Below are 26,396 nucleotides of genomic sequence, written 5' to 3'. Positions count from 1 at the left end.
GGGGGAGGACATGGCCCGATCTTGACGGGCCAGCATCGATAAGTGAAGCTTGGCCCACCTATGCAAGGCATAAGAAATACTTTGAGTACGTTCGAAAAAAACCTCAACCTCGACCAGCTCGCCACCTTCGGCCTGGTGATCGAAACCGGCAGCTTCTCTGCCGCGGCCGACCGGCTCGGCCTGTCGCAGCCGGCCGTGAGTCTGCAGGTGCGCCAGCTCGAACGCCGGCTCGCCGTGCGGCTGATCGAGCGCGTCGGCAAGCGCGCGCGGGCCACGCCGGCGGGTGCGGAGCTGCTGCGCCACGTGCCGCAGATCGAGGCGGCGGTCGAGAACGCCATCGACGCGGTGGCAGACCATGCGCGCGGGGTCACGGGCCGCGTGCGGCTGGGCACGGGCGCCACGGCCTGCCTGTACTTTTTGCCGGCGGTGCTGCGTCAATTGCGCGAGGCATTCCCCGCGCTCAGCGTGGTGGTGAGCACCGGCAACACCGATGAATACGTGCGCAAGGTGGAGGACAACAGCATCGATCTCGCGCTGGTCACGCTGCCCGCCGCCGGTCGTTCGCTGAGCGTGATCCCGGTGTGCGACGACGAGTTCGTCGCCATCGGCCGGGCCGACCTCGCACCGCTCAAGGCCCGGGTGACGCCGGCCGACCTGGCGACGCTGCCGCTGGTGCTCTTCGAGCCTGCGGCCAACACGCGCAAGCTGGTCGATCGCTGGTTTGCCGCCGAAGGGCTGCAGCCGCAACCCGTGATGGAGCTGGGCAGCGTCGAGGCGATGAAGGAGATGGTGGCCGCGGGGCTGGGCTACGGCCTGGTGCCTGGCATGTCGATGGCGGGGCGTGGTGCCCACCCGGCGCTGAAGGCCAGCCGCCTCGCCCCGCGCATGCACCGCACGCTGGCGGTGGTGATCCGTCGCGACAAGCCGCTCAACAAGGCGCTGCGCACGGTGCTCGAGGCGATCGTGGCGGCCGGCAAGAAGCCCGGCCGCCGCTAGAACCTGGAACCGCTTATTCCGGAATGGCTGCGAGCGGCGCCGCACCGCCGCGTGCGCGGCCCAGCGTGCCGACGATGAGCGCAGCGATCAGCACCAGCACGCCGCTGAGCACCATCGCGGACGAGATGCCGCGGCTGTCGACCATCAGGCCGCCGATCAGCGCACCCGAGGCGATCGCCACCTGGAAGCCCGTCACCAGCAGGGCCTGGCCGGCTTCCTGCGCGTCGGGCACGGCTTCCATCATCCAGCCGGTGAGCGCCACCGGGATCAGGCCGAAGGCCACGCCCCAGATCACCACCACGACCGCACCGGCGACCATGCCCGTGCCGATCAGCGTCGACAGCAGCAGCGCCGTCGCGAGCATCAGCGCCGCCAGCAGGGTGGTGCCGCGCACGCTGCGCGCCACCAGGCTGCCGCCGAGGAAGGTGCCGATGAAGCCCACGGCGCCGTAGACCAGCAGCAGCGTCGAGACGCCGCTGTCCGGCAGGCCGAACACCTGTTGCAGCAGCGGCTTCAGGTAGGTGTAGGCGCCGAAGTGGCCGGCGATGAAGAACAGCACCGCGAGCAGGCCGACCTGCGCCATGCGGCGCGTGAGCGGCGTGAGCAGGTCACGTGCACCGATGGCGCGCTGCGGCGGAATGGCGGGCAAGAGCCACAGCTGTACCAGCAGCACCGCCGCGGCCAGCGCGCCGGTCACGGCGAACGAGGCGCGCCAGCCGAACATCGAGCCCAGCCACGAGCCCGCGGGCACGCCGAGCACCGTGGCGGCCGATACGCCGGCCAGCACCAGCGACATGGCGCGTGCCTTCGAGGCGTCGGGCACCAGCTGCGTGGCGGCGGCCGGCGCGAAGGTCCAGAAGCCGCCCACGGCCAGGCCGAGCATCAGGCGCGCGACCAGCATCGTCGCGAAGTTGGGCGCAAACGCCGACAGCAGGTTCGAGCCGATCAAGAGCAGCGTGAGCGCGATCAGCACCGTGCGCCGGTCGAGCCGGCCCGAGGCGACGATCAGCGCCGGACCGGCGAAGGCCGCGAGCACGCCGGGCATCGTGATCATCAGCCCGGCCGTGCCGTCGGACACGTTCAGGCCGCGCGCGATGTCGGTGAGCAGGCCGATGGGCATGAACTCGGTGGAGACCATCGCGAAGGTGCCGACGGCGATGGAGCCGACCGCGAGCCACGCGGAGCGGGTGGCGGGCGCGACCGGGGCGGCGTCACGCGCGGGCGCCGCCAGGTCGTCGATGCAGGGGTTGCTGCCGGAAGAATTCATCATGGAGATGCAGTCCTTGAACGCATCGGCGATGAAAGCGCCAATGCCGGTAAGAGGGCATTGGAGTGTGCGAGCCGGCCGCCTCGCGACCAAGGGGCGGTGGAGCAGTAGACAGTTTCCCTGAGGCGAACAATCGACCCCTTTGGTGGCTGAAGCCACTAGGGAGCGCGGCAATGGCGTCTTTCGCCATCACCGTTTTCATGCGGTCGAAACTAGGTGTGGTCTGCGCGCGACTGCAGCGCCAGTCCATCGGCCACGAACGCGTCGTCGACCAGCACGCGGAACGCCGTGCCCTGCGCGAACTTCGGCTGCGCGACGGCCGGCGACAGGAACTCGATGTCGAGCGCGACAGGCGTGCCGCGCGCTATCGATGCACCGTGCGGCACGCGCCACCGCACCGAGAAGCCTTCGTTGTCGAGCACCAGCGCGCCCCGGTATTCGCCGGGGCCCAGCGGCACATCCTGCGATGGCACCGTGGGCCGGCGGAAGGTCAGGTCCACCGCGAGGTGCGGCGTGAACACGGGCAGCGCATCGAAGCCCGCAGGCTGTGCTTCCTTCGGCGCGCGGCGCGGCAGCTTGCCGATGAGCCACGCGATCACGTTGCCGATGATCGGCACCCACAGCACCATCAGCAGCGTGGCGATGTCGCGCAGCGTGGTGCCGGGCGTGGCGTAGTGGCGCACGACGGCGCCCGCCACGGCCACGCACGGGAGGATCGCCACGATGACGCGGCGGCGGAACTGGATCTTCGTCATGCGCTGTGCGTGGCTCCGATCGGCCTCAGCCCGTGTTGCGCAGGCCTGCCGCCACCCCGTTGATCGAGATGTGGATGCCGCGCTGCAGCCGTTCGCCGCCGTCGCCCGCGCGGTAGCGCCGCATCAGCTCGACCTGCAGGTGATGCAGCGGGTCGATGTACGGGAAGCGGTGGCGCACCGAGCGCTGCATCTCGGCATTGCCCTCCAGGCGCTGCTTGGCGCCCGTGATGAGCGTGAGCGCGTCGGAGGTGCGTTGCCATTCGGCCTCGATCATCGAGAACACCTTCTGGCGCAGCTTGCGGTCGGTGACCAGCTCGGCATAGCGCGAGGCCAGCGCGAGGTCGCTCTTGGCGAGCACCATGTCCATGTTCGACAGCAGCGTGCGAAAGAACGGCCACTGCGCGTACATGCGTTGCAGCAGCGCCTGGCGTTCCTTGCGGCCCGCGGCATTGCCGGCGGCGGCCAGGAACTGCTCCACGCCCGAGCCGAAGCCGAACCAGCCCGGCAGGGTGAGGCGGCACTGGCCCCAGCTGAAGCTCCACGGCACCGCACGCAGGTCGTCGATCTTGTGGCTCGGGTTGCGCGAGGCGGGGCGCGAGCCGATGTTGAGCTCGGCAATCTCGCGGATCGGCGTCGAGCCGAAGAAGTAGTCGCCGAAGCCCGGGGTCTCGTACACCAGCTTGCGGTAGGCGCCCATGCTCGCGGCGGAGAGTTCGCCAGCGGCCGAGAGGAAATTCGCCGGCGCCGACTTGCCTTGCGGCAGCAGCGTGGCTTCGAGCGTGGCGGCCACCAGCGTCTCGAGGTTGCGCCGGCCGATCTCGCGGTTGGCGTACTTCGAGCCGATGACCTCGCCCTGCTCGGTGAGGCGGATCTGGCCGCGCACCGTGCCGGGCGGCTGCGCCAGGATGGCCTGGTAGCTCGGGCCGCCGCCGCGTCCCACCGTGCCGCCGCGGCCGTGGAACATGCGCAGGCGGATCGGGTTCTTTTTCTTCTTGTTCAGCTCGTCGAACAGCGACACCAGCGCGATGCCCGCGCGGTACAGCTCCCAGTTGCTGGTGAAGATGCCGCCGTCCTTGTTGCTGTCGGAGTAGCCGAGCATCACGTCCTGCTCGGCGCCCGAGCGTTCGATGAGCGCCTGGATGTTCGGCAGTGCGTAGAAGGCGCGCACGATGGGCGCGGCGTTGCGCAGGTCTTCGATGGTCTCGAACAGCGGCACCACGATCAGGTCGCAGGTCGCGTTGCTGTCCATCGCGCCGCGCAGCAGGCCCACTTCCTTCTGCAGCAGCAGCGCTTCGAGCAGGTCGCTCACCGTTTCGGTGTGGCTGATGATGTAGTGGCGGATGGCCGCCACGCCGTAGCGCGCACGCGCGGTGCGGGCCGCCGCGAAGATGGCCAGTTCGCTCTTCGCGAGCGGCGAGTAGTCGGCGTCGGGCACGCGCAGCGGGCGCGCGTCGTCCAGCAGCTTGAGCAGCAGCGTCTGCTTGGCCTCTTCGGCCAGCGAGGCATACGCGGGCTCGATGCGCGCGGTGGCCAGCAGCTCGGCGATCACGGCTTCGTGCTTGTCGGAACTCTGGCGCAGGTCGACCGTGGCAAGGTGGAAGCCGAACACTTCCACCGCGCGGATCAGCGGGCGCAGGCGCGGCGCGGCGAGCACGTCGCCGTGCTTCTCGACCAGCGATTCCTCGAGCGTACGCAGCTCGGCCAGGAACTCCTCGGCATTGGCATACGGGTTCTGCGGTGCGACCGCATGGCGCGCGGCCTCGCCGCCGGTGAGCTCGCGCAGCGTGGCCGCCAGGCGCGCGTACACGCCGGTGAGCGCGCGGCGGTAGGGCTCGTCCTTGCGGTGCTCGCTGGTGTCGGGCGAGCGCTCGGCCAGTGCATGCATCTCGACCGACACATCGACCAGCGTGGCCGACAGCGACAGCTCGCCCCCGAGGTAGTGCACCTCGGTGAGGTAGTGGCGCAGCGCCAGTTCCGACTGGCGGCTCAGCGCGTACTCGAGCGTCTCGGCCGTGACGTTGGGGTTGCCGTCGCGGTCGCCGCCGATCCACTGGCCCATGCGCAGGAAGGGCGCGACCGAGGGCGCGTGGCCGCCTTGTGCCAGTGCCTTCTCGAGGTCGGCGTACACGCGCGGGATCTCGCGCAGGAAGGTGGCTTCGTAGTAGCTCAGTGCGTTCTCGATCTCGTCGGCCACCGTGAGCTTGGAGAAGCGCAGCAGGCGCGTCTGCCAGATCTGCGTGACGCGGATGCGCACCTGGGTTTCGTTGTCGGCGAGCTCGATGGGCGAGAGCGCGTCCTTGCCGCCGGCATAGGCGTGCTGGCGCAGCTTGATTTCGTCGCGCGTGGTCAGCAGCAGGGCGATGGCGCGCTCGGCGTCCAGGATGCTCTTGCGCTGCACTTCGGTCGGGTGCGCGGTGAGCACGGGCGACACGTAGCTGTGGGCCAGCGAGGCGACGATGTCGTCGGGCTTCACGCCGGCCTTGCGGATGCGCACGAGGGCGGTCTGCAGGTCGCCGTCGGCCTGCACGCCTTCGCGCTCGGCTTCGGTGCGGCGGCGGATCTGGTGGCGGTCTTCCGCGAGGTTGGCCAGGTGGCTGAAGTAGGTGAAGGCACGGATCACGCGCACCGTTTCGGCGGCGCTCAGGCCCTTGAGCAGGTTCTTCAGCGCGCGGTCGGCGGCCTGGTCGGCGTCGCGCCGAAACGACACGGAGAGGGTGCGGATCTTCTCGACCAGCGCGTAGGTTTCGTCGCCCTCCTGCTCCCGGATCACGTCGCCGAGGATTCGGCCCAACAGCCGGATGTCGTCGATCAATGGCTGGTCTTCGGTCTGGCGGCGCTTGGCGGGAGATGCAGGAGTCTTGCTGGCTTTCATTCGATGTTGTTCCTGGGGACTTGAATGGACGCGCCGCCTCCGTTGCTGCGGCGCAACATGCTAGCATTCCGGAGGTCAGAAACCACGTACTTTTTGGGAGCGATCTTGAGCAATATCGTGATCGCCACGCGCGAAAGCCGGCTGGCCCTGTGGCAAGCCGAGCACGTGCAAGCGCTCTTGCAAGAGCGCGGCCACACCGTCAGCCTGCTGGGCATGACCACCCGCGGCGACCAGATCCTCGACCGCACGCTGAGCAAGGTCGGCGGCAAGGGACTCTTCGTCAAGGAACTCGAACTCGCGCTGGAAGAAGGGCGCGCCGACATCGCCGTGCATTCGCTCAAGGATGTGCCGATGGAGCTGCCCGAAGGCTTCACGCTGGCCTGCGTGCTGGAGCGCGAAGACCCGCGCGACGCGCTGGTGTCGCCGCGCTACGCCTCGCTGGCCGAGCTGCCGCAGGGCGCGGTGGTCGGTACGTCGAGCCTGCGCCGCGTGGTGCTGCTGCGCGCGCAGCGGCCCGACCTGCGCATCGAACCGCTGCGCGGCAATCTCGACACCCGCCTGCGCAAGCTCGACGAAGGCCACTACGACGCCATCGTGCTCGCGGCGGCCGGGCTCAAGCGGCTGGGCCTCGAAGACCGCATCCGCGTCGCCTTCGACCCCGACACCATGCTGCCGGCCGCGGGGCAGGGCGCCCTCGGCATCGAGGTGCGCGCCGACCGCCAGGACCTGATCGACCTGCTGGCGCCGCTGGCGCACCGCGGCGACTGGCTCTCGACCACCGCCGAGCGCGCCGTGAGCCGTGCGATGGGTGGCAGCTGTTCCATGCCGCTCGCGGCCCATGCGCGTCGGCAGGCCGACGGCACATTGCGCATCGATGCCGCCTGGGGCGACCCGGAAGGCGATGCGCCGCTGGTGCGCGTGCAGGCCCAGGCCGAGGCCGGCGACTTCACGGGGGCCGACGCCCTCGGCGTGCACGCTGCCGGCCTGCTGCGCGACGCCGGTGCCCACTGACCGCGAGGGCACCGAGCGATGAGCACGGGGCCCGTCATCGTCACGCGGCCCGCGCGCGAGGCGGATGCGTGGGTTCGTGATTTCCAGTCGGCCGGTCTCGAGGCCGTGGCGCTGCCGCTGATCGCCATCGCGCCCGCGCTCGACGCGGAACCGCTGCGCGCTGCGTGGGCGCGGCTCGCGGACTACGCGGCGCTCATGTTCGTGAGCGCGACCGCCGTCGACCACTTCTTCCAGCACCGCGACAGTTCGGCACTCGCCGGCTGCCGCTTCTGGGCCACCGGCCCCGGCACCGAGCGCGCGCTGCTGCGTGCCGGCGTGCCGCCCGCCGCCATCGACGCACCGCCGCCCGGCGCCACGCGCTTCGACTCCGAGGCGCTGTGGGCTCTGGCACAGGGGCAGGTGTCGCCGGGCGTGCGCGTGCTCATCGTGCGTGGCGGCGACGAGGCCGGCCAGCCGGCCGGCCGCCAATGGCTCGCGCGGGAGATCGATGCCGCCGGCGGCGTGCGCGACACCGTCGTGGCCTACCGGCGCCTGTCGCCTGTGCTCGACGGTGCACAGCGCCGCATCGCGACCGAGGCCGCCGCTGGACACGGCATCTGGCTCTTCAGCAGCTCGGAGGCGATCGGCAACCTGCAGCGCGCGCTGCCGGGCACGTCATGGCAGGCCGCGCGTGCCATCGTCACCCACGCCCGCATCGGCGAAGCCGCGCAGGCCGCGGGTTTCGGGGCGTTGCGTGTCTGCACACCCCTGCGGGAAGCGCTGATCGCGTCGATAGAATCCTTGGCATGAGCGCCGCGTCCCCGTCCGACGACCTTTCTCCCCCTTCCGCCCCCACGGCGCAACCCACGGCGCATGTGCCCGCCACGGTGGCGCCGCACCAGACGCCCGCCGCCCAGGCCGCCGCGGCCACCCTGCTGGCGCGCATCGGCATGGGCCTCGTGGCTCTCGTGGCGCTGGGCGCACTGTTGTCGACCCTCGCGCTGTGGCAGAAGGTCGGCGGCATGAAGGAACAACTCGCGCGCCAGAGTGCCGAGGCCACCGCCCAGTCGATGGAAGCGCGCACGCTGGCCCGCCAGGCGAGCGACACCGTGCGCGACGCCGCCGCCCGCGTGGCGCTCATCGAGACCCGCGTGGCCGAAGTCACGCTGCAGCGCTCGCAACTGGAAGAACTCATTCAAAGCCTCTCGCGTTCGCGCGACGAGAACCTCGTGATCGACATCGAATCCGCCGTGCGCCTCGCGTTGCAGCAGGCGCAGGTGACCGGCAGCCTTGAGCCGCTGCTCGCCGCACTCAAGGCCGGCGACCTGCGCATCGCACGTGCCGCGCAGCCCCGTCTGGCACCCGTGCAGCGCGCCATGCAGCGCGATGCCGACCGCCTGCGCAGCAGCGCCAGCACCGACAGCGCCGAAGCCCTGCAAAAGCTCGACGAACTGGTGCGCGGCGTGGACGACCTGCCCACGCTGAACGCGGTGGCTGTGCGCGGCACCGGCGTCAACGCGTGGCGGCCCGAACCCATTCCCGCCGACGCACCGTGGTGGCAGCGTGTGCTGCTGACCATCCGCGGCGAGGCCCGCTCGCTGGTGCGCGTCGGTCGCATCCAGAGCCCCGAGGCGGTGCTGCTGGCGCCCGAGCAGTCGTACTTCCTGCGCGAGAACCTCAAGCTCAAGCTGCTCAATGCGCGGCTGTCGCTGCTGTCGCGCCAGATGGACGCCGCGCGCGGCGAACTGGCCCAGGTGGCCACGTCGCTCAACCGCTATTTCGATCCGGCCTCGCGCCGCACGCAGGCCGCCGCCACGCAACTGCAGCAACTGCAGCAGCTCGTGCGCAGCACCGAACCCGTGCGCATCGACGACACGCTCGCGGCGTTGACCACCGCGGCCGCAGGACGCTGATCCGTTCATGCGCGCTGCAATCTGGCTCCTCGCACTGTTCGCCGTCGCCGCGGCGGTGGCGCTGTTCGCCGGCAACAACCAGGGCACGATCACCGTGTTCTGGCCGCCGTGGCGGGTCGATCTCTCGCTGAACCTTGTGCTCGTGATCCTGCTGCTGACCTTCGTGCTGCTGCATGTCGCGTTGCGCGCACTCGCGGCGCTGTTCTCGCTGCCCACGCAGGCGCGCCACTGGCGGCTGCAGCAGAAGGAACGCATGCTGCACTCCGCCTTGCTCGATGCGATGGTGCAGCTGATCGCCGGCCGCTTCTCGCGCGCACGCAAGGCCGCGCAGGCCGCGCTCACGCAGGAAAAGACATTGGCCGCGCTCGGCGCCGAACTGCCACAGGCGCAGCAGGTGCGGGTGCTGTCGCACCTGCTGGCCGCCGAAAGCGCGCAGGCCCTGCAGGACAAGGCGGCGCGCGACGCCCACCTGCAGCAGGCCCTCAACGAAAGCGCCGACCGCACCGTGCTCGCGAGCCCGGAAACCCGCGAGGGTGTGCAGCTGCGTGCTGCACGCTGGGCACTCGACGACCGCGACCCCACGGGTGCGCTCGCACGGCTCGAAGAACTGCCGCAAGGCGCACAGCGGCGCACGCTGGCACTGCGGCTGCGGCTCAAGGCCGCGCGGCAGGACCGTCGCACGGTCGAGGCGCTCGACACCGCGCGCCTGCTGGCCAAGCACCGTGCCTTCTCCGAAGCAGCAGCGCAAAGCATCGTGCGCGGCCTCGCGACCGAGCTGCTGACCGGCGCGCACGATCCGGCGCAATTGCTGCGCGCCTGGTCCGAGCTGGATTCCGCCGAACGCCAGATGCCCGAAGTGGCGATCCACGCCGCCCAGCGCATGGTCGCGCTGCGCGGCGACCTGGCACTGGCGCGCGGCTGGCTGCTGCCGGCCTGGGAGCGCATGGTGGCGAACCCGCGCGGCCTCGGCGATGCGTTGCGCGTGAAGCTCACGCGTGCGCTTGAGGCGGGGCTCGACTCGGTCGACGCCGACTGGCTCGCGCGCATCGAGAGCGCCCAACGCAACAACCCGCGCGACGCCAACCTGCAGTACCTTGCCGGCATGGCCTGCATGAAGCGCCAGCTGTGGGGCAAGGCCCAGCAACTGCTCACGCAGGCCGGGCTGGGACTGCAAGACCCCGATCTCTACCGTCGCGCCTGGCTCGCGCTGGCCCAACTGGCCGAGGCGCGCGAAGACCACGCGCAGGCGGCCGACGCGTGGAAGCGCGCGGCGCAGGTCGACACCCTCTGAGCTTTTTCGGTCCTGCCGCGCGCCTTGGCATCAGGAGCACGCGGATTCCTTGGCAGCCAGACCCGTCGTTCGCGCCGCAGACTTGCCGCTGCCGAAGATCCACAGGCTGAAGCCGGCCAGCACCCAGACCCCGACGCCGCCGTAGAGCATCACCCACTCGAAGCTGTCGATCAGCGCCGCATGCACGGCGGCGCCCGATGGGTCGACCTGCGACAGCACGGGAAAACTCTCCGGTAGCGACGCGAAGCTGCCCGCCGCGACCTTCTCCGCCAGCGCGCGCAGTTGCGTTGCATCGAGCGAGGTGGACAAGGTGCTCTTCAGGTGCGAGTGGATGCCTTCGAGCAGGATGAACCCCATCAGCGCGATGTTGACGGCCAGCGTGATCAGCCGCGCGCTCATGTCCATGCCCGAGGCCATGCCTGCGCGCGCGCTCGACACCGAGCCGGTGGTGGTGTTGGTCACCGGCGTGTTCGTCAGGCCCAGCCCGATGCCGGCCAGCAGGCAGCCGGGCAGCAGCGTGAGCCAGCTCGCGCTCGCCACGCCGCTGCCCCAGCGCATGGCGATGAAGCCGAGCCCGATCACGAACAGCCCCGCCGGAATGACCACGCCGGGCCGGTAGCGCATCGACAGGCGCTCGGCCAGCGGCGGCAGCACGAGCGTGGGCAGCGTGTAGGCCAGCAGCGCCGAGCCGGCCGTGACGGCGTCGTAGCCCAGGCCGCTCTGGAAGTAGATCGGCAGGTAGATCATGAACGGCCAGAAGCTGAAGTTCATGCCGATGGAACCGACGATCGAGCCCGAGAAGTTGCGGATGCGAAACACCGAGAAGTCGAACATCGGGTGCGGATTGATCTTCTCGACCCACAGGAAGACCGCGAAGCAGACGAGCGTCGCCACGCCGATGCCGACGGCCACGGGGCTCGCGAACCCCAGGCCCGGCCCCTGCGTGATGAAGTACGTGAGGCCGAACACCGCGAGCGACAGCGTGACGATGCCCGGCAGGTCGAGCCGCTTCGCGTCGGGGTCGCTGGACTCTTCCACGCTGCCCAACACGAGCGCCAGCGCCACCACGGCCAGCGGCACGTGGACCAGGAACACCCACTGCCAGCTGGACAGCGCGACGATCGCCCCGCCGACGATCGGCCCGAAGCCCAGGCCCATGCCGAACACCACGCCCCAGATGGCGAAGGCCTTGCTGCGCTCCTTGCCTTCCTGGAACTGGTGCGACAGCACCGCCAGCTGGCAGATCAGCATCGCGCCGCCGGCCAGGCCCTGCAGGAAGCGGCTGACGATCAGCACCGGCGCGTTGCCCGCGATGCCGCACGCCAGCGAGGTGGCGCCGAACAGCACCACGCCGACGATCAGCACGCGCTTGCGGCCGTAGCGGTCGGCCAGCGTGCCGGCGGCCATCAGGACCGTGGTGCAGGCGATGGTGTACGCGTTCATGATCCACTGCATGTCGCTGAAGTCGCCGTGCAGCGACTTTTCGAGCGTGGAAAGAATGACCGGCACGCTGGAGATTTCCAGGCCGAACATCAGGGCAATGAGGCAGACCGCGGACAGGGCGATCCGGTTCTTGCCGGCATGAGAGAGAGACATCGAGCAGCTTTCCAGAAGAGGTGCGGCCGATTCTGTTGAAACCCTCTTCATGATGGAAATGATTTGATTTCCTAGAATTCATTAGGGAACATCATTTATCTGTCTTCGCCATGGACTTCGACCCCACGCTGTTGCGCGCCTTCGTGGCCGTCAAGGAAACCGGTGGCTTCACGCGCGCCGCCGAGCGCCTGCACCTGACCCAGTCGGCCATCAGCCACCAGATCCGCAAGCTCGAGGAGCAGGTGGGCCGTCCGCTGCTGCACCGCACGACGCGCCGCCTCACGGTGACCGAAGACGGGGAGGATTTCCTGCGCTACGCCCAGCAGATCCTCGACACGCTCGATGCCATGACGCAGCGCTTCCAGCCCTCGCCGATCTCGGGCGTGGTGCGCTTCGGCGTGCCGGACAACTTCATGGGTGATCGGCTCCCGCCGCTGCTGTCGCAGTTCGCGCGCGGGTTCCCGTCGGTGCGCATGGAGGTCTGCGTGAGCATGCACATGGATTTGCGCGCGGCGATCCGCGCCGGCGAGCTCGACCTCGCGGTCGTGATGTCGCCGCCCGACGTGGTGGAGGGCACCTGCCTGCGGCGCACCCAGCTGGTCTGGGCGGCGGCAGAGGCCTTCGAGGCGCCGAAGGGTGCGTCGCTGCCGCTGGCGTTCTTTCCGAAGCCCTGCGTCAACCGGCAGGTGGCCGGGTCGGCGCTCGACCTTGCATCGCTCGACTGGCACGTGGTCTTCACCTCGGCCAGCCCGCAGGGCATTCGCGCGGCGGTGCTGGCGGGGCTTGCCGTGACGGTGCTCACGCGCGAGGAGGTCGAGCCGGGCATGAAGATCGTCGATGGCCGCTACGGCCTGCCGCCGCTGCCGAGCGTGAACTTCTCGCTGATCTGGAGCGAGAACGGCAAGACGCCTTGTGCCTGCCGCTTCGGGCAACTGATCCTGGAGATGCCGGAATTGCCCGGTGTCGAGGCACTGCTGCCGCAGGCCTGAAGAAGCGCGAGGTCAAAAAAAACGGCGCCACGAAGGCGCCGTTTTCATTTGCGGGAAGCAGGGGCTCAGAGCGAGCGCTGCTGTTCCTGCGGCTGCTGTTGCTGCTCGAACGGCAGCGACATCGAACCGAGGTCGCGGCGGGTTTCGACCAGCACCAGCGGACCTTCGTCGATCACGATCACGGGCGGGCGTTCGCGCGGCACGTGGACCGGCTTCGGCTCGGCAGCGATCGCGGCGCGCACTTGCGCGATGCGCTCGGCGTCCGAATTGACCCACTGCAGGCCCGAGTTTTCGGCGATCTGCGCGAGTTCGCTCAGCGGCAGTTCGAAGGGCTGCACCTTGGGCAGTGCGCGGCCGTTGCCGGCCGGCACTGCTGCTGCGGGCTTGGCCGCCGTTTCGACCACGATGGGCGCAGCGACAGGTGCTGGTGCGGGCGCAGCGGGGCGCTCGAAGCGCGGCTGTTCCTGCACTTGCGGCGCGGGTTCGCGCACTTCCGTCGCGGTGGCCGCCACAGCCACTGCCGCGACTTCTGCCACCACTGGCAGTTGCTGTTGCTGCGGCTGGCGTTCGGCAGCCACGGCGCCTTCGGCGACCGGTGCGGCTTCCGCGGCATTGGCTTCGTTGCCACCGTTGCCGGCCTCGTCGCGCGGACCGCGTTCGCGGCGGTCGCGGCCGTAGCGGTCACGCGAACGGCCGCGGCGCTCGTCGCCTTCGCGGCGCGGTGCCTGCTGCTCGTTGCTGCCTTGCTCGGCATCGCCAGCGACAGCCGATTCGGCCACGCGTGCTTCGCCGTCATTGGCCGTGGGTGCATCGTTGCGGCGCTCGCGGCGACCGTCGTTGCGCTCACCGCGCGGACCGCGCGACTCGTCGCCACGGCCGTTGCGGGGTTGGCGCTCGCCGTCGCCGGCGGTGGCTGCTTCGTCGCGTGGCTGTTGCGCGTCGCCGTTGCGCTCACCGCGCTCGTTGCGTTCGCCGCCACGTTCACCACGTTCGCCGCGCTCACCACGTTCACGGCGTTCGCCGCGGGCGCGCGGTGCGCGTTCCGTTGCAGCGTTGCCACCTTCATCAGCACCGGGTGCCGGCTGCTGTTGCTGGGCGTCGAGGTTCAGGTTGCCGTCGAGCAGGGCTTCGGCCGGCGCGTTGCGGCCTTCACCACCTTCGCGGCGCTCGCCGCGACCGCCACGGCGCTGTTCGCCGTCACGCGGGGCACGTGCTTCACGGGGTTCGCGCTGCTCGCGTGCCGGGTTGGCGCTGTCGTTGCGTTGCTCGTTGTTGCGAGCCTCGCCGCGGCGTTCGCCGCCTTCACGGCGCTCGCCGCCGCGTCCGCCACGGCGGTCGCCGTCGCGTCCACCCGAGCGGCCGCCGCCTTCGCCACGGCCTTCGCCGCCGCGTCCGCCGCGGCGCTGTTCGCCGTCGGCGCCGCGCGCACCGCGCGTTTCGCCGTCACGGCCCGGGCGACCGCCGTCGCGGCGGGGCTTCGGTGCTTCGACCGGAATGGCGGTGGGAGCGGGAGCCGGTGCGGGCGCCGGCGAGGCGCCGCCGAAGAAGCTCTTGATCCAGGCCATGAAGCCGGTCTGTGCCGGGGCCGGTGCGGCCACCACGGGCGGAGCCACCGGTGCGGGAGCAGGCGCAGCGCGCACCGCTTCGGGCTTGGGCGGCACCACCGGCGCGGGTGCGTCGGGCAGCACACCCTTGATGACCGGCGTCTGCTTGTTGGTGGGCTCTTGCGAGCGGCGCGTGACCGAGGTCGGGTCCTCGATCTCGTCGGCCATCTTGTAGCTGGCTTCGATGTGGTCCAGGCGCGGATCGTCGTGCTTCAGACGCTCGAGCTTGTAGTTCGGCGTTTCGAGCGTCTTGTTCGGCACCATCAGCACGGTGACGCGCTGCTTGAGCTCGATCTTGGCGATTTCGGGGCGCTTTTCGTTCAGCAGGAACGAGGCGACTTCCACGGGCACCTGCACATGCACGGCGGCCGTGTTGTCCTTCATGGACTCTTCCTGAATGATGCGCAGGATCTGCAGCGCGCTCGATTCGGTGTCGCGGATGTGGCCCGAGCCGCCGCAACGGGGGCAGGGGATCGACGAACCTTCGGACAGCGCCGGCTTCAGGCGCTGGCGGCTCATTTCCATCAGGCCGAACTTGCTGATCGAGCCGAACTGCACGCGGGCGCGGTCTTGCCGCAGCGCGTCGCGCAGGCGGCTTTCGACTTCGCGGCGGTTCTTCGACTCGTCCATGTCGATGAAGTCGATGACGATCAGGCCGCCCAGGTCGCGCAGGCGCATCTGGCGGGCCACTTCGTCGGCGGCTTCGAGGTTGGTGCGGGTGGCGGTTTCTTCGATGTCGCCGCCCTTGATGGCGCGGGCCGAATTCACGTCGACCGAGACCAGTGCTTCGGTGTGGTCGATCACGATGGCGCCGCCCGAGGGCAGCTGCACGGTGCGGGCGTAGGCCGATTCGATCTGGTGCTCGATCTGGAAGCGGCTGAACAGCGCCGCGTCGTCACGGTAGCGCTTCACGCGGGCGGCATGCTCGGGCATGACGTGCGCCATGAACTGCTGCGCCTGGTCGTAGATGTCGTCGGTGTCGATCAGGATGTCGCCGATGTCGTGATTGAAGTAATCACGGATGGCGCGGATCACGAGCGACGATTCCTGGTAGATCAGGAAGGCGCCCTTGCCGCCCTTGGCCGCGCCGTCGATGGCGCTCCAGAGCTTGAGCAGGTAATTCAGGTCCCACTGGAGTTCGGGCGCCGAGCGGCCGATGCCGGCGGTGCGCGCGATGATGCTCATGCCCTTCGGGTACTCGAGCTGGTCCATCGCCTCCTTGAGTTCGGCGCGGTCGTCGCCCTCGATGCGGCGCGACACGCCACCACCACGGGGGTTGTTCGGCATCAGCACGACATAGCGGCCGGCCAGCGAGATGAAGGTGGTGAGGGCGGCGCCCTTGTTGCCGCGTTCTTCCTTTTCGACCTGGACGGTGAGTTCCTGGCCTTCGCGGATCACGTCCTGGATGCGGGCCTGGCTGGCCGACACGCCTTCGGCGAAATACTGCTTGGAGATTTCCTTGAACGGCAGGAAGCCGTGGCGGTCTTCGCCGTAGTCGACGAAACAGGCTTCGAGCGAAGGCTCGACGCGGGTCACGACCGCTTTGTAGATGTTGCCCTTGCGCTGTTCGCGCCCTTCGATTTCGATTTCGTAGTCGAGCAGTTTCTGCCCGTCGACGATGGCCAGGCGGCGTTCTTCGGCCTGCGTGGCATTGATCAGCATCCGCTTCATGATGCGTTGTCCTTATATGTATCGTTCTACCGGCCCTTGACGAGCCAACGATGCACGGACGACGCCCGCGAAACCAGGGAATTGCCGCTTGGCCCCGGATGCTGTAACTGCCGCGCCAGGCGCGAGCAGGCTTCTCGAGCGTCAGCTCAAGAAGACAGCCGGGGTGGGGGCGCGTGGATGGGCGCGAGCCAGATTCGGTGTTGGGTAGCTATCTTTTTGATAACTGGTTGCGCAGGGGTGGCGCGCACTGCGGGCGATTCAATGCCTGAGGCGACTGGTCGAAACCAGGTCGACCAGCACAGGCATATTTGAATCAGCAGCATCAACACAACAAGGGACTCGCTTCGATCCGCCTGCAGCTTGGAAGCTGCAGGCTGGGTATTCCGTATCGGTGTTTCGTGGGTGTCGGCTTGACTTGGGTGCCTGGCCTGCCACTTTGCGCGATTGCGCGGGGTTTGCGGGCTGGACGCCAAAGCGGCATCGACCTCACAGCATGGTCGTCAGTGCTCTAAACTTCTGTCTAATCAAGCACTTACACGACCGCGCTGGTGAAAAACATTATAGGTGCGAAGAAAAGCCCCGCGGGGGCTCCAAATCCCGCAGATCGACAGGCGGGCGCCGAGACCGGCACCCCGCACGCCGCCATCCAGTTACTGACCGTCGACGCCGAGTACGCAGGTCAGCGACTCGACAATTTTCTGTTTCGCCATCTGAAAGGCGTGCCGAAAACGCACGTCTACCGGATCATCCGGTCGGGCGAGGTGCGCATCAACAAAGGCCGCGCCCAGGCCGACACCCGCATTGAAGATGGCGACGTGGTCCGGATTCCGCCCGTGCGGATTTCGCCACGCGCGGAAGAGGGCGCCACACCGCCCGCGCCGGCGCGCGAGTTTCCGGTGATGCTCGAAGACGAGGCCGTGCTGGCCATCGACAAGCCCGCGGGCGTGGCGGTGCACGGTGGCAGCGGCGTGAGCTTCGGCGTGATCGAGCAATTACGCACGGCGCGCCCGGGCGCCAAGTTCCTCGAACTGGTGCACCGGCTCGACCGCGAAACCTCCGGCATCCTGCTGGTCGCCAAGAAACGCAGCGCGCTGGTGGCATTGCAAGACCAGTTCCGCGAGCGCGAAACCGGCAAGACCTATCTGGCGCTGGTCGAAGGCGACTGGCCCGCCAACAAGAAGGTGCTCGACGCGCCACTCGCCAAGTACCTGCTGCCCGACGGTTCGGGCGCCGGTGCCGGCGAGCGGCGTGTGCGCGTGGTTGCCAAGGACCACCCCGACGCGATGCGCGCCGTCACGCTGGTGCGGGTGCTGGCCCGCCTCAGCCTGCCGGGCGACGCCACGCCGCTGTCATTGCTGGCGGTGACCATCAAGACCGGGCGCACCCACCAGATCCGCGTGCACCTGGCGTCGGCCGGGCATCCGATTGCCGGCGACGACAAGTACGGCGAGTCCGACCGCCAGCGCGCCCTGCACAAACTCGGCCTCAAGCGCATGTTCCTGCATGCGTGGCGGCTGCAATTCAACCACCCGGCCAGCGGCGAGCGCATTGCGCTGCAGGCCGGACTGCCGCCCGAGCTGCATGCGCTGATGTCGCCTGCCGCGCTCGAGGCGATGGCCCACCACCCCACACCCACGGCCCATGACTGATTCTTCCGCCCGCCCTGCACGTTCCCCTCGCTTCGACCTGATCGCCTTCGACTGGGACGGAACGCTCTACGACTCCACCCGCCTGATCGTGCGCTGCATCCAGGCGGCCGTGGTCGATGTCGGTGGCGCCAAGCCCAGCGAGGACGATGCCGCCTGGGTGATCGGCCTGGGCCTGGCCGAGGCGCTTGCACGTGCGGCGCCCGACGTGCCCAAGGAAAAGTACCCCGAGCTCGGCGCCCGCTACCGCTATCACTTCCTGCAGCACCAGGACGACCTCGTGCTGTTCGACGGCGTGCTGCCGATGCTCGACGCGCTGCGCGCGCGCGGCCACAAGCTGGCTGTGGCCACGGGCAAGTCGCGCCGCGGCCTGAACGAAGCCCTGAAGACGGTGGCGCTGCGCGATCGCTTCGACGCCTCGCGCACCGCCGACGAAACCTTCGGCAAGCCGCATCCGCGCATGCTGCTTGAACTGATGGAGGAGCTCGAGGTGCCGGCCGAGCGCACGCTGATGATCGGCGACACCACGCACGACCTGCAGCTCGCGCAGAACGCCGGCTGCGCCAGCGTGGGCGTGGGCTTCGGCGCGCACGCGTCGTCGACCTTCGACGAATTCAAGCCGCTGTACGTGGCGCAGTCGATCGCCGAGCTGCAGGCCTGGCTGCTCGACAACGCCTGAGGGTCGCCGCATGAGCGAGCAGCGCATTCCGTTGTGCAATGCCCGGGACCTGGTCGAGGGAGGCAATGCCGTGCCTTTCGACGTGGTCCACGGCGGCGAAACCTGTCGCGCCTTCGCGGTGCGCTTCGAGGGCCTGCCGCATGCGTACCTCAACCGCTGCAGCCACGTGGCGATGGAGATGGACTTCCAGCCCGACCGTTTCTTCGACGACACCGGGCAGTGGCTGCTGTGCGCCACCCACGGCGCCGTCTACAAGCCCGACACCGGCGAGTGCGCCGGCGGGCCGTGTCGCGGCGGGCTCGTGAAGATCGCGCTGAGCGAAGAAGACGGCGTGGTGCACTGGCATACTGACTGGAACCTCCAACCTCTTTCCTTCTGACATGACCGATTCGAACCGCAGGGAACCACAAGGTTTCGAACCGCTGGAACCGGTTGCCCCCCTCACGACATCTCAAGACAGCCCCAACACCATGGCCCAAGATCCCACGCAGCGCCCCGGGTGGGAGCGCGCCACGCTCGAGAAACTCGCGTTCGCCTCCCTGAATGAACAGAAGGCCTCGCGCCGCTGGAAGACCTTCGTGCGCCTGGGCTGGCTGGCTTTCTTCGTGTTCCTGGCCTGGTTCGCGCTGTCGCGCAGCACGCCCAGCACCGCCAAGACCACGGCCCACACGGCCGTCGTCGAGATCAAGGGCGAGATCGCCAACGGCGGCGACGCCAGCGCCGAGTTCGTGATCGCCGCCATGAAGACCGCCTTCGAGGACGAAGGTGCCAAGGGTGTGGTGCTGCTGATCAACTCGCCCGGTGGCAGCCCGGTGCAGGCCGGCATCATCAACGACGAGATCAAGCGCCTGAAGGCCAAGCACAAGAAGCCGGTCTACGCGGTGGTGGAAGAAACCTGCGCCTCGGCGGCGTACTACATCGCCGCTGCCGCCGACAAGATCTTCGTCGACAAGGCCAGCATCGTCGGCAGCATCGGCGTGCTGATGGACGGCTTCGGCTTCACTGGCGTCATGGAGAAGGTCGGCGTCGAGCGCCGGCTGCTGACGGCCGGCGAGAACAAGGGCTTCCTCGACCCGTTCAGCCCGATGAACGACGCGCAGCGCGCGCATGCCCAGTCGATGCTCAACCAGATCCACACGCAGTTCATCAACGTGGTGAAGGCCGGCCGCGGCGACCGCCTCAAGCTCGACACCCCGGGCCTGTTCAGCGGCCTCTTCTGGAGCGGCGAACAGGCCGTCGAGTTCGGCCTGGCCGACCAGCTGGGCAACGTCGACTTCGTGGCGCGCGAGGTGATCAAGGCCGAGGAAGTCATCGACTACACGCGCCGCGACAACGTGGCAGAGAAGCTGGCCAAGAAGTTCGGCGCGGCCATGGGCGCAGCTTCGGTGGGCGCGCTGAAGACCTCGCCGGCGCTGCGCTGAGTTGCGCCGAGCGCGGCGCGCCTTCTTATTCTTCTTTTCCAGCGGCGCTGTCGCCGCTGCCCGTGAACCGGGCCGAAGCCGCCAGCGCAGCGGCAAAGGCCACCACCACATACAGCGCGGCGGTCAGCGAGCTGACCCGCGCCAGCAGGCCGATCACCGCGGGCCCGGCCATGAATCCCAGATAGGCGATGGCCGACACGGCGGCAATGCCGTTGGCGGGCGCCACGCCCGGCACGCGGGCCGAGGCCCCGAACAGGATCGGCACCACGTTCGCGAACCCGACGCCGACGCCCGCGAAGCCCAGCAACGCGAGCCAGGGCAGGTCGGTCAGCAACACCAGCGTCATGGCCACCGCAGCGAGCACGCCGCTGCCGCGCAGCAGGGCGGTGGGCGAGAAGCGGGCACGCATCGCGTCGCCGCCGAAGCGCGCAGCCGCCATCGCCGCGGAGAAGCTCGCATAGGCCAGCGCGGCTTGCTGCTGCGGGCTGCCCAGCTCCTGCTGCATGTAGAGCACGCTCCAGTCGTAGATGGCGCCCTCGGCGATCAGCCCCAGCGCGGCCAGCACGCCAAGCACCGCGAGCACGCCGCGCGGCAGCCGGAAGCCGCGGTCCGACGCCGCCGCACCGTCGGCGGGTGCTGCCGGCGTGGGCAGCATGCGTGTCGAAGCGATCGCGACCAACGCGATCATCACCGTGGCCACCGTCCACAAGTGAGTCTGCGCAGCCATGCCGGCGGCCAGCGCTGCGCTGCCGCTCGCGGCGCCGACCATGCCGCCGAGGCTGAACATGCCGTGCATGCCACTCATCAGCGGCTGGCCGCCGCGCAGTTCGAGCTGCGCGGCCTCGGTGTTGATCGCCACGTCGAACACGCTGGTGACGAGGCCGAACACTGCCAGCAGGCCCAGCAATGCGGCATAGCCGGGCATCGCGATCAGGCCGGCAATCAGCAGTGCGTAGATGCAGCCGCACAGCGCGGCCATGCGGCGCGGGCCGTGGCGGCCGATCCAGCGCCCGGCGCTGGTCAGGCCGACCATCGCGCCGGCACCGGCCGCGAGCATGGCGAGGCCGAGCTGCGCCTCGTCGATGGCGTAGTGCGCCTTGACCGTCGGCACGTGCACGCCCCAGGTCGCGAAGATGAAGCCCGACGCGAAGAACTGGGCACGCGATGCCCAGCGCGTGCCGGCGGTGACGCCCGATGCCACCGTCAACGCCCGATCGCGAAGACGGCGGGCAGGCGGTCGTCGGTCGTGGCCTGCGGCTTGGCGGCGCGCCAGGCTTTCACCGTTTCGCTGCGCACCTGCGCGGTCGCCAGCGTCAGGCCGCGCGCGACCGCGAGGCGGGTGTTGTGCTGCAGCGTCTGCACCAGCGCCTGCAGCAGGGCTGCGTTGCGGTACGGCGTCTCGATGAAGAGCTGTGTCTGGCCGGTTTTGAGTGCGAGCGCCTCGAGTTCCCGGATGCGCGCCTGGCGTTCACCGCCGTCCTGCGGCAGGTAGCCGACGAAGGCGAAGTTCTGTCCGTTCAGGCCGCTCGCGGCGAGCGCCAGCAGCAGCGAGACCGGACCGATGAGCGGCACGACGGTGATGCCCAGGTCGTGTGCGGCGCGTGCCACCGACGACCCCGGATCGGCCACGGCAGGCATGCCGGCTTCGCTCAACAGGCCGACGTCGTGGCCCTCGAGCGCGGCCGCCAGCAACGGTCGGGCGTCGAACTGGCCGGCGTGGTCGCCTTTCTTGTGCACTTCGCGCGGCAGTTCCTGGATGTTCTGGGCCTGCAACGGTGCGGCCAGCGGTGCCACCGCATCGATGCGCTTCAGGTAGGCGCGGGCCGATTTCGCGTTTTCGCAGATCCAGTGCGTGATGCCGGCGGCTGTCTGCAACGTGCCCAGCGGCAGGGCGTCCTGCAGCGGCGCCTGGAGGTCACAGCCGAAATCGAGCGGCGCGGGGACGAGATAGAGCTTGCCTTTGGTGGTCGTCACAGCAGGTCCACCCCCGCGGCGCGCAGCATCCGGCAGGTGCGGATCAGCGGCAGGCCGACCAGCGCGGTCGGGTCGTCGCTGTCGATGGCGTCGAGCAGGGCGATGCCGAAGCCTTCGCTCTTGGCACTGCCGGCGCAGTCGTAGGGCTGCTCGGTCACCAGATAGCGCTCGATGGCGGCGTCCGAGAGGTCGCGGAACACCACGCGCACGGGGGCGATGTCGCGCTGGACGAAGCCGGTGGCTTGGCAGACGACGGCCACGGCGGTCTGGAAGACGAGCGTCTGGCCCCGCATGCGGCGCAATTGGGTCGTCGCCCGCGCGTGATCGCCGGGCTTGCCCAGCGCTTCGCCCGCCAGGTCGGCGACCTGGTCGGAGCCGATGACCACTGCATCGGGAAAGCGCGCGGCCACGGCGTTGGCTTTTTCCAGGGCCAGGCGTTCGGCAAGCGCGCGGGGCGTTTCGCCTTCGTGCGGGGTTTCGTCGACTTCGGGGGCGTGCACCTCGAAAGGCAGGTGGAGGCGGGTGAGCAGTTCGCGGCGGTAGCGCGAGGTGGAAGCGAGGATCACGGTGCGTTGCATGGGGCGATTGTGCGTGAGCCATCTGACCCGACCCGTCCGGCGGGTTGCTCGCCAGCGAAGCTGGCCGGCGCGCTAGACTGGGGTGGATGAAGAGAGAATTTGCCCCCGAAAGGCTCAATGTGCCCGCGTTCACCGCGGCGGCTGCCACCCTGGATGGCGACGATCCGGCCCCGGGCTTTGCGCGACTCGTGGCCGAACTGGCGACGCCGATCACTGACGCGGTGGTCCATTGGGAAGCCAATGGCGAGGAGCGCCCCGGTGCCGACGGCAAGGCGGTGCCGTGGATGCATCTGGACGTGGAGACCACCGTGCCGCTCGTGTGCCAGCGCTGCCTGTCGCCGGTCGATACCACGCTGTCCGTGGACCGCTGGTTTCGTTTCGTGGCCGACGAAGCCACGGCCGAGGCGGAAGACGAAGAGTCGGACGAAGACCTGCTCGTGGTCAGCCGCGATTTCGATCTGCGAGGCCTGATCGAGGACGAACTGCTGATGGAAATCCCCGTCATGCCGGTCCACGACGTGTGCCCGGCGCCGGTCCGGCTGTCGTCCAGTGATGACGATTTCCAGGCCGCCGAGGAGGCCAAGCCAAACCCGTTCGCCGCGCTCGGCGCGTTGCGTTCGCGCAAGTCGGAAGAGGGCAAGTAGCCCTTTCTCTTCGGCTGGGCTATAATCATGGGCTTCGCGCGCGCCGTCGTGAGCAGCAATGCATACAAGGCCAAGGCAGAAGGCGGCATTCCATGCATGCCGCCGGGGCTTTCGCCTCATTGCCACCGCCTGAGCCCGCATCCAGTCACCCACCTAACCGTCCAGGAGCCATCATGGCCGTCCAGCAAAACAAGAAGTCGCCTTCCAAGCGCGGCATGCACCGTTCCCACAACGCCCTGGGCGTGCCCGGCATCGCTGTCGAGCCCACCACCGGCGAAACGCACCTGCGCCACCACATCAGCCCGAACGGTTTCTACCGCGGCCGTCAGGTGCTCAAGAACAAGTCTGAAGCCTGATCTCGAATCCCAAGGCCAAGGCCCGAGGCTACTTTTGCTGTAGCGTCGGGCCTTTGTTTTGATGGCTGCGCCTTTTTCTCCCGAACTCACTGCTGCGCCCGCCGCAATCACGCTCGCCGTGGATTGCATGGGGGGTGATCATGGGCCGCGCGTCACGCTCGCGGCCTGCCGCGCGTTTCTCGAGCGGCACAGCGAAGCCTCGTTGCTGCTGGTCGGTGCGCCGGCTGCGCTGGCGGGGTTTGCCGACCATCCGCGCGCCCGCATCGTGCCGGCCAGCGAAGTGGTTGGCATGGACGATCCCATCGAAATCGCCTTGCGCAAGAAGAAGGACTCTTCAATGCGCGTCGCGATTCAGCAGGTGAAAGACGGCACGGCGCAAGCGGCCGTATCTGCCGGCAACACGGGTGCATTGATGGCGATTGCACGCTATCTGCTTAAAACCCTTGATGGTATCGATCGCCCCGCCATTGCCCCCCAACTGCCGAACGTGAAGGGCGGGGCGACGACCGTGCTCGATCTCGGTGCGAACGTTGACTGTGACGCTGAAGACCTTCTTCAGTTCGCGGTGCTCGGCTCGGCGCTGGTGTCTGCGCTCACGGGTAACGAAGCGCCCTCCGTGGGTCTGCTCAATATTGGCGAAGAAGCCATCAAGGGCAGCGAAACCATCAAGAAGGCAAGCCAACTGCTGCGTACAGCTGCCAATTCCAAGGACCTGAACTTCTACGGCAACGTGGAAGGCAACGACATTTTCAAAGGCACGACCGACATCGTCGTGTGCGATGGATTTGTCGGGAATGTGGCGTTGAAGGCCAGCGAGGGCGTCGCCTCGATGATTGGGGAATTCATTCGCGTCGAATTCTCGCGAAGCATTTTCACCAAACTGGCTGCAATTGTTGCTTATCCGGTTCTAAAAGCGTTCAAGGGTCGGCTGGATCACCGTCGGTACAACGGCGCGGCTTTGTTGGGCCTGCGCGGACTGGTGTTCAAGAGCCATGGCTCGGCCGACGAAGTGGCTTTCGGCCATGCGTTGGATCGCGCTTATGATGCCGCTCGCAACAACCTGCTCGATCGCGTGCGGGCCCGCATCGCCCACGCCGCGCCTTTGCTCGCGCGGCAGGAGTCGGCGGCGCCGGCCGACGCGACAGCCCTTCACGCTTGATGACCCCTTTTTCGCGCATTACCGGCACCGGCAGCTACCTGCCCCCACGCCGCGTCACCAATGACGACCTTGCCAAGGATCTGGCGACACGCGGCATCGAAACTTCCGATCAATGGATCGTCGAGCGCACCGGCATCCACGCGCGCCACTTCGCGGCGCCGGATGTCTGCAGCAGCGACCTCGGCCTCGAGGCTGCGAAGCACGCGCTGGAAGCTGCCGGCCGAAAGGCCAGCGACGTCGACCTGATCATCGTCGCGACCTCGACGCCGGACATGGTGTTCCCGTCGTCGGCTGCGATCCTCCAGCACAAGCTCGGTATCGCCGGCTGCCCGGCCTTCGACGTTCAGGCCGTCTGCAGCGGTTTCGTCTATGCATTGACGGTGGCCGACGCGATGATCCGCACGGGCACCGCGCGCTGCGCGCTGGTGATCGGCGCCGAAGTGTTCTCCCGCATCCTCGATTTCAACGACCGCACGACCTGTGTGCTGTTCGGCGACGGCGCAGGTGCGGTGGTGCTCGAGGCCTCCGACGAGCCCGGCATCCTGGCCAGCGACTTGCATGCGGATGGCAAGCACGTCGGCATCCTGTGCGTGCCGGGTCATGTCTCGGGCGGCAATGTGCTCGGCACGCCGCTGCTGCACATGGATGGTCAGGCTGTCTTCAAGCTGGCGGTGCGCGTGCTCGAAGAAGCTGCGCGCGCCACGCTCGCCAAGGCAGGCAAGACGGATGCCGACATCGACTGGCTGATTCCGCACCAGGCCAACATCCGCATCATGGAAGGCACAGCCAAGAAGCTGAAGCTGCCGCGCGAGAAGCTGGTCGTCACGGTCCACGAGCACGGCAACACCTCGGCCGCCTCGATCCCGCTGGCGCTCGACGAAGCCGTGCGCTCCGGCAAGGTGAAGAAGGGCGAGACCCTCATGCTGGAAGGCGTGGGCGGCGGCTTCACCTGGGGCGCGGTGCTATTGAATCTGTAGTGCGTCGCGGCGCCCCGGAGCGGGCGTCGGCGCGGTGACGAAGAAACAACCATGAAATCCTTTGCTTTTGTCTTTCCCGGTCAAGGCTCGCAGGCGGTCGGCATGCTCGACGCCTGGGGTGATCACCCGGCCGTGGCTGAAACCTTGCGCGAAGCCTCCGAAGCGCTGGGCGAAGACGTTGGTGCGCTGATCAAGAACGGTCCCAAGGAAGAGCTCGCGCTCACCACCAACACGCAGCCCGTGATGCTGGTGGCCGGCGTGGCCGCGTGGCGCGCCTGGCTGGCCGAAGGCGGCGCTGCGCCTTCCGTCGTTGCGGGGCATTCGCTGGGTGAGTACTCGGCGCTGGTGGCCTCGGGCGTGCTTACGCTTGCGCAGGCTGCGCCGCTGGTGCGTTTCCGCGCGCAGGCCATGCAGCAGGCTGTGCCGGTCGGTGTCGGCGCGATGGCGGCCATCCTCGGCATGGCGTCGGACAAGGTCATCGCCGGCTGCGCGGAAGCTACCGCCACTTTCGGCCCCGGCAGCGCCGAGGTGGTCGAGGCCGTGAATTTCAACGATCCGATGCAGACCGTGATCGCCGGCAGCAAGGCCGCAGTCGACAAGGCCTGCGAGCTGCTGAAGGCCAACGGCGCCAAGCGCGCGTTGCCGCTGCCGGTGTCGGCGCCTTTCCATTCGAGCCTGATGAAGCCGGCGGCCGAAGCCCTGCGCGAGAAGCTCGCGAGCGTGGCGCTGGCCGCGCCGCAGATTCCGGTGCTCAACAACATCGATGTGGCTGTCGAGACCGATCCTGACCGTATTCGCGACGCCCTGGTGCGCCAGGCGGCCGGCCCGGTGCGCTGGGTCGAGAGCGTCCAGGCCTTGAAACTGCGCGGCGCAACCGCCATCATCGAGTGCGGCCCCGGCAAGGTGCTGGCCGGCATGGTGAAGCGCATCGCCCCCGAACTGGAAGCTGCGTCGGTGTACGACCCGGCCACCCTCGCGGACGTTCGACAATCGCTCGCCGGCTGACCGCCGCCAGGCC

Annotated in this window: 23 protein-coding genes; 15 read left to right on the top strand and 8 right to left on the bottom strand. The window is 68.7% G+C overall.

Features of this window, described 5'->3' with window-relative positions; all coding sequences use genetic code 11:
• Window positions 1-60: 60 nt before the first annotated feature.
• On the top strand, window positions 61-996 hold the full coding sequence (locus D3H34_RS24670; protein WP_119556873.1) for a LysR family transcriptional regulator: 936 nt from the start codon (window positions 61-63) through the stop codon (window positions 994-996).
• Between the two features lie 13 nt (window positions 997-1,009).
• On the opposite strand, the gene D3H34_RS24665 is transcribed toward D3H34_RS24670, so the two are convergent.
• The 3 genes from D3H34_RS24665 to ppc all read right to left on the bottom strand — a co-directional run bounded on the left by D3H34_RS24665 (window position 1,010) and on the right by ppc (window position 5,890).
• The gene (locus D3H34_RS24665; RefSeq protein ID WP_119556872.1) at window positions 1,010-2,266 is read right to left on the bottom strand and encodes an MFS transporter; all 1,257 of its coding nucleotides are present in this window, start codon (window positions 2,264-2,266) and stop codon (window positions 1,010-1,012) included.
• A gap of 209 nt (window positions 2,267-2,475) precedes the next feature.
• A complete protein-coding gene (locus tag D3H34_RS24660) occupies window positions 2,476-3,018 on the bottom strand; it encodes a hypothetical protein (RefSeq protein ID WP_119556871.1) in 543 nt (180 codons plus the stop codon).
• A gap of 25 nt (window positions 3,019-3,043) precedes the next feature.
• Entirely contained in the window at window positions 3,044-5,890 is a 2,847-nt protein-coding gene (gene ppc / locus D3H34_RS24655) for a phosphoenolpyruvate carboxylase (protein ID WP_119556870.1), read from the bottom strand.
• A 57-nt stretch (window positions 5,891-5,947) separates the two neighbouring features.
• Here ppc and hemC point away from each other — a divergent pair, with 57 nt between their 5' ends.
• The 4 genes from hemC to D3H34_RS24635 are packed head-to-tail and all read left to right on the top strand — an operon-like array spanning window position 5,948 to window position 10,084.
• Window positions 5,948-6,901 carry a hydroxymethylbilane synthase gene (gene hemC / locus D3H34_RS24650; protein WP_119556878.1) on the top strand — a complete coding sequence of 318 codons (954 nt, stop codon included), beginning with the start codon at window positions 5,948-5,950 and terminating at the stop codon, window positions 6,899-6,901.
• Window positions 6,902-6,919: 18 nt separating this feature from the next.
• Window positions 6,920-7,690, top strand: coding sequence for a uroporphyrinogen-III synthase (locus D3H34_RS24645; protein WP_119556869.1), 771 nt, complete (start codon window positions 6,920-6,922; stop codon window positions 7,688-7,690).
• Window positions 7,687-8,793: a uroporphyrinogen-III C-methyltransferase gene (locus tag D3H34_RS24640; protein ID WP_119556868.1), complete on the top strand. Its 1,107-nt coding sequence runs from the start codon at window positions 7,687-7,689 to the stop codon at window positions 8,791-8,793. The genes D3H34_RS24645 and D3H34_RS24640 overlap by 4 nt, the downstream gene beginning before the upstream one ends.
• Before the next feature lie 7 nt (window positions 8,794-8,800).
• Entirely contained in the window at window positions 8,801-10,084 is a 1,284-nt protein-coding gene (locus tag D3H34_RS24635; RefSeq protein ID WP_119556867.1) for a heme biosynthesis protein HemY, read from the top strand.
• 30 nt (window positions 10,085-10,114) lie between these two features.
• On the opposite strand, the gene D3H34_RS24630 is transcribed toward D3H34_RS24635, so the two are convergent.
• The gene (locus D3H34_RS24630) at window positions 10,115-11,680 is read right to left on the bottom strand and encodes an MFS transporter (protein WP_119556866.1); all 1,566 of its coding nucleotides are present in this window, start codon (window positions 11,678-11,680) and stop codon (window positions 10,115-10,117) included.
• 110 nt (window positions 11,681-11,790) lie between these two features.
• Between D3H34_RS24630 and D3H34_RS24625 the strand changes: the two genes are divergently transcribed.
• Window positions 11,791-12,669 carry a LysR family transcriptional regulator gene (locus tag D3H34_RS24625; RefSeq protein ID WP_119556865.1) on the top strand — a complete coding sequence of 293 codons (879 nt, stop codon included), beginning with the start codon at window positions 11,791-11,793 and terminating at the stop codon, window positions 12,667-12,669.
• Between the two features lie 65 nt (window positions 12,670-12,734).
• Here D3H34_RS24625 and D3H34_RS24620 read toward each other — a convergent pair whose 3' ends face one another.
• Window positions 12,735-15,944 carry an Rne/Rng family ribonuclease gene (locus D3H34_RS24620; protein WP_119556864.1) on the bottom strand — a complete coding sequence of 1,070 codons (3,210 nt, stop codon included), beginning with the start codon at window positions 15,942-15,944 and terminating at the stop codon, window positions 12,735-12,737.
• Window positions 15,945-16,492: 548 nt separating this feature from the next.
• On the opposite strand from D3H34_RS24620, the gene D3H34_RS24615 reads away from it, so the two are divergent.
• The 4 genes from D3H34_RS24615 to D3H34_RS24600 are packed head-to-tail and all read left to right on the top strand — an operon-like array spanning window position 16,493 to window position 19,690.
• Window positions 16,493-17,593 (top strand): RluA family pseudouridine synthase, encoded by a 1,101-nt coding sequence (locus D3H34_RS24615; protein ID WP_119556863.1) that lies wholly within the window; start codon window positions 16,493-16,495, stop codon window positions 17,591-17,593.
• Entirely contained in the window at window positions 17,586-18,269 is a 684-nt protein-coding gene (locus D3H34_RS24610) for an HAD family hydrolase (protein ID WP_119556862.1), read from the top strand. The genes D3H34_RS24615 and D3H34_RS24610 overlap by 8 nt, the downstream gene beginning before the upstream one ends.
• A gap of 10 nt (window positions 18,270-18,279) precedes the next feature.
• Window positions 18,280-18,648, top strand: coding sequence for a Rieske (2Fe-2S) protein (locus D3H34_RS24605; protein WP_119556861.1), 369 nt, complete (start codon window positions 18,280-18,282; stop codon window positions 18,646-18,648).
• 1 nt (window position 18,649) lies between these two features.
• Window positions 18,650-19,690, top strand: coding sequence for a S49 family peptidase (locus D3H34_RS24600; protein ID WP_119556860.1), 1,041 nt, complete (start codon window positions 18,650-18,652; stop codon window positions 19,688-19,690).
• A gap of 25 nt (window positions 19,691-19,715) precedes the next feature.
• Here the strand turns inward: D3H34_RS24600 and D3H34_RS24595 are convergent, their stop codons facing one another.
• From D3H34_RS24595 to D3H34_RS24585, 3 genes are read right to left on the bottom strand one after another with little or no spacing between them, the layout of a single operon-like run.
• A complete protein-coding gene (locus D3H34_RS24595) occupies window positions 19,716-20,891 on the bottom strand; it encodes an MFS transporter (protein WP_119556877.1) in 1,176 nt (391 codons plus the stop codon).
• 2 nt (window positions 20,892-20,893) lie between these two features.
• Window positions 20,894-21,664 carry an SAM-dependent methyltransferase gene (locus D3H34_RS24590; RefSeq protein ID WP_119556859.1) on the bottom strand — a complete coding sequence of 257 codons (771 nt, stop codon included), beginning with the start codon at window positions 21,662-21,664 and terminating at the stop codon, window positions 20,894-20,896.
• Window positions 21,661-22,242 carry a Maf family protein gene (locus D3H34_RS24585; protein ID WP_119556858.1) on the bottom strand — a complete coding sequence of 194 codons (582 nt, stop codon included), beginning with the start codon at window positions 22,240-22,242 and terminating at the stop codon, window positions 21,661-21,663. Before D3H34_RS24585 ends, D3H34_RS24590 begins: the two co-directional genes overlap by 4 nt.
• 86 nt (window positions 22,243-22,328) lie before the next feature.
• Here D3H34_RS24585 and D3H34_RS24580 point away from each other — a divergent pair, with 86 nt between their 5' ends.
• The 5 genes from D3H34_RS24580 (at window position 22,329) to fabD (ending at window position 26,383) form a co-directional block, all read left to right on the top strand.
• The gene (locus D3H34_RS24580) at window positions 22,329-22,886 is read left to right on the top strand and encodes a YceD family protein (RefSeq protein ID WP_119556857.1); all 558 of its coding nucleotides are present in this window, start codon (window positions 22,329-22,331) and stop codon (window positions 22,884-22,886) included.
• A gap of 173 nt (window positions 22,887-23,059) precedes the next feature.
• Window positions 23,060-23,242, top strand: a complete 183-nt coding sequence (rpmF, locus tag D3H34_RS24575; protein ID WP_057592299.1) for a 50S ribosomal protein L32 — start codon at window positions 23,060-23,062, stop codon at window positions 23,240-23,242.
• A 61-nt stretch (window positions 23,243-23,303) separates the two neighbouring features.
• Window positions 23,304-24,401, top strand: a complete 1,098-nt coding sequence (plsX, locus tag D3H34_RS24570; RefSeq protein WP_119556856.1) for a phosphate acyltransferase PlsX — start codon at window positions 23,304-23,306, stop codon at window positions 24,399-24,401.
• The gene (locus D3H34_RS24565) at window positions 24,401-25,378 is read left to right on the top strand and encodes a beta-ketoacyl-ACP synthase III (protein ID WP_119556855.1); all 978 of its coding nucleotides are present in this window, start codon (window positions 24,401-24,403) and stop codon (window positions 25,376-25,378) included. The genes plsX and D3H34_RS24565 overlap by 1 nt, the downstream gene beginning before the upstream one ends.
• A 51-nt stretch (window positions 25,379-25,429) precedes the next feature.
• Complete coding sequence (fabD, locus tag D3H34_RS24560) at window positions 25,430-26,383, top strand: ACP S-malonyltransferase (RefSeq protein WP_119556854.1); 954 nt, start codon at window positions 25,430-25,432, stop codon at window positions 26,381-26,383.
• Window positions 26,384-26,396 lie beyond the last annotated feature (13 nt).

The organism is Acidovorax cavernicola, from assembly GCF_003581445.1.
Note: the sequence above shows the minus strand (reverse complement) of the source record. Positions and strands in the feature narration are given on the sequence as shown.

What these genes read in the sequence shown, in the direction of transcription:
- D3H34_RS24660 (WP_119556871.1), bottom strand. Translation starts at nt 3,018, where the DNA reads ATGACGAAGATCCAGTTCCGCCGCCGCGTCATCGTGGCGATCCTCCCG.
- ppc (WP_119556870.1), bottom strand. Translation starts at nt 5,890, where the DNA reads ATGAAAGCCAGCAAGACTCCTGCATCTCCCGCCAAGCGCCGCCAGACC.
- D3H34_RS24640 (WP_119556868.1), top strand. Translation starts at nt 7,687, where the DNA reads ATGAGCGCCGCGTCCCCGTCCGACGACCTTTCTCCCCCTTCCGCCCCC.
- D3H34_RS24600 (WP_119556860.1), top strand. Translation starts at nt 18,650, where the DNA reads ATGACCGATTCGAACCGCAGGGAACCACAAGGTTTCGAACCGCTGGAA.
- D3H34_RS24630 (WP_119556866.1), bottom strand. Translation starts at nt 11,680, where the DNA reads ATGTCTCTCTCTCATGCCGGCAAGAACCGGATCGCCCTGTCCGCGGTC.
- D3H34_RS24610 (WP_119556862.1), top strand. Translation starts at nt 17,586, where the DNA reads ATGACTGATTCTTCCGCCCGCCCTGCACGTTCCCCTCGCTTCGACCTG.
- D3H34_RS24635 (WP_119556867.1), top strand. Translation starts at nt 8,801, where the DNA reads ATGCGCGCTGCAATCTGGCTCCTCGCACTGTTCGCCGTCGCCGCGGCG.
- D3H34_RS24605 (WP_119556861.1), top strand. Translation starts at nt 18,280, where the DNA reads ATGAGCGAGCAGCGCATTCCGTTGTGCAATGCCCGGGACCTGGTCGAG.
- rpmF (WP_057592299.1), top strand. Translation starts at nt 23,060, where the DNA reads ATGGCCGTCCAGCAAAACAAGAAGTCGCCTTCCAAGCGCGGCATGCAC.
- D3H34_RS24665 (WP_119556872.1), bottom strand. Translation starts at nt 2,266, where the DNA reads ATGATGAATTCTTCCGGCAGCAACCCCTGCATCGACGACCTGGCGGCG.
- D3H34_RS24580 (WP_119556857.1), top strand. Translation starts at nt 22,329, where the DNA reads ATGAAGAGAGAATTTGCCCCCGAAAGGCTCAATGTGCCCGCGTTCACC.
- fabD (WP_119556854.1), top strand. Translation starts at nt 25,430, where the DNA reads ATGAAATCCTTTGCTTTTGTCTTTCCCGGTCAAGGCTCGCAGGCGGTC.
- D3H34_RS24565 (WP_119556855.1), top strand. Translation starts at nt 24,401, where the DNA reads ATGACCCCTTTTTCGCGCATTACCGGCACCGGCAGCTACCTGCCCCCA.
- D3H34_RS24645 (WP_119556869.1), top strand. Translation starts at nt 6,920, where the DNA reads ATGAGCACGGGGCCCGTCATCGTCACGCGGCCCGCGCGCGAGGCGGAT.
- plsX (WP_119556856.1), top strand. Translation starts at nt 23,304, where the DNA reads ATGGCTGCGCCTTTTTCTCCCGAACTCACTGCTGCGCCCGCCGCAATC.
- hemC (WP_119556878.1), top strand. Translation starts at nt 5,948, where the DNA reads ATGCTAGCATTCCGGAGGTCAGAAACCACGTACTTTTTGGGAGCGATC.
- D3H34_RS24670 (WP_119556873.1), top strand. Translation starts at nt 61, where the DNA reads ATGCAAGGCATAAGAAATACTTTGAGTACGTTCGAAAAAAACCTCAAC.
- D3H34_RS24625 (WP_119556865.1), top strand. Translation starts at nt 11,791, where the DNA reads ATGGACTTCGACCCCACGCTGTTGCGCGCCTTCGTGGCCGTCAAGGAA.
- D3H34_RS24620 (WP_119556864.1), bottom strand. Translation starts at nt 15,944, where the DNA reads ATGAAGCGGATGCTGATCAATGCCACGCAGGCCGAAGAACGCCGCCTG.
- D3H34_RS24585 (WP_119556858.1), bottom strand. Translation starts at nt 22,242, where the DNA reads ATGCAACGCACCGTGATCCTCGCTTCCACCTCGCGCTACCGCCGCGAA.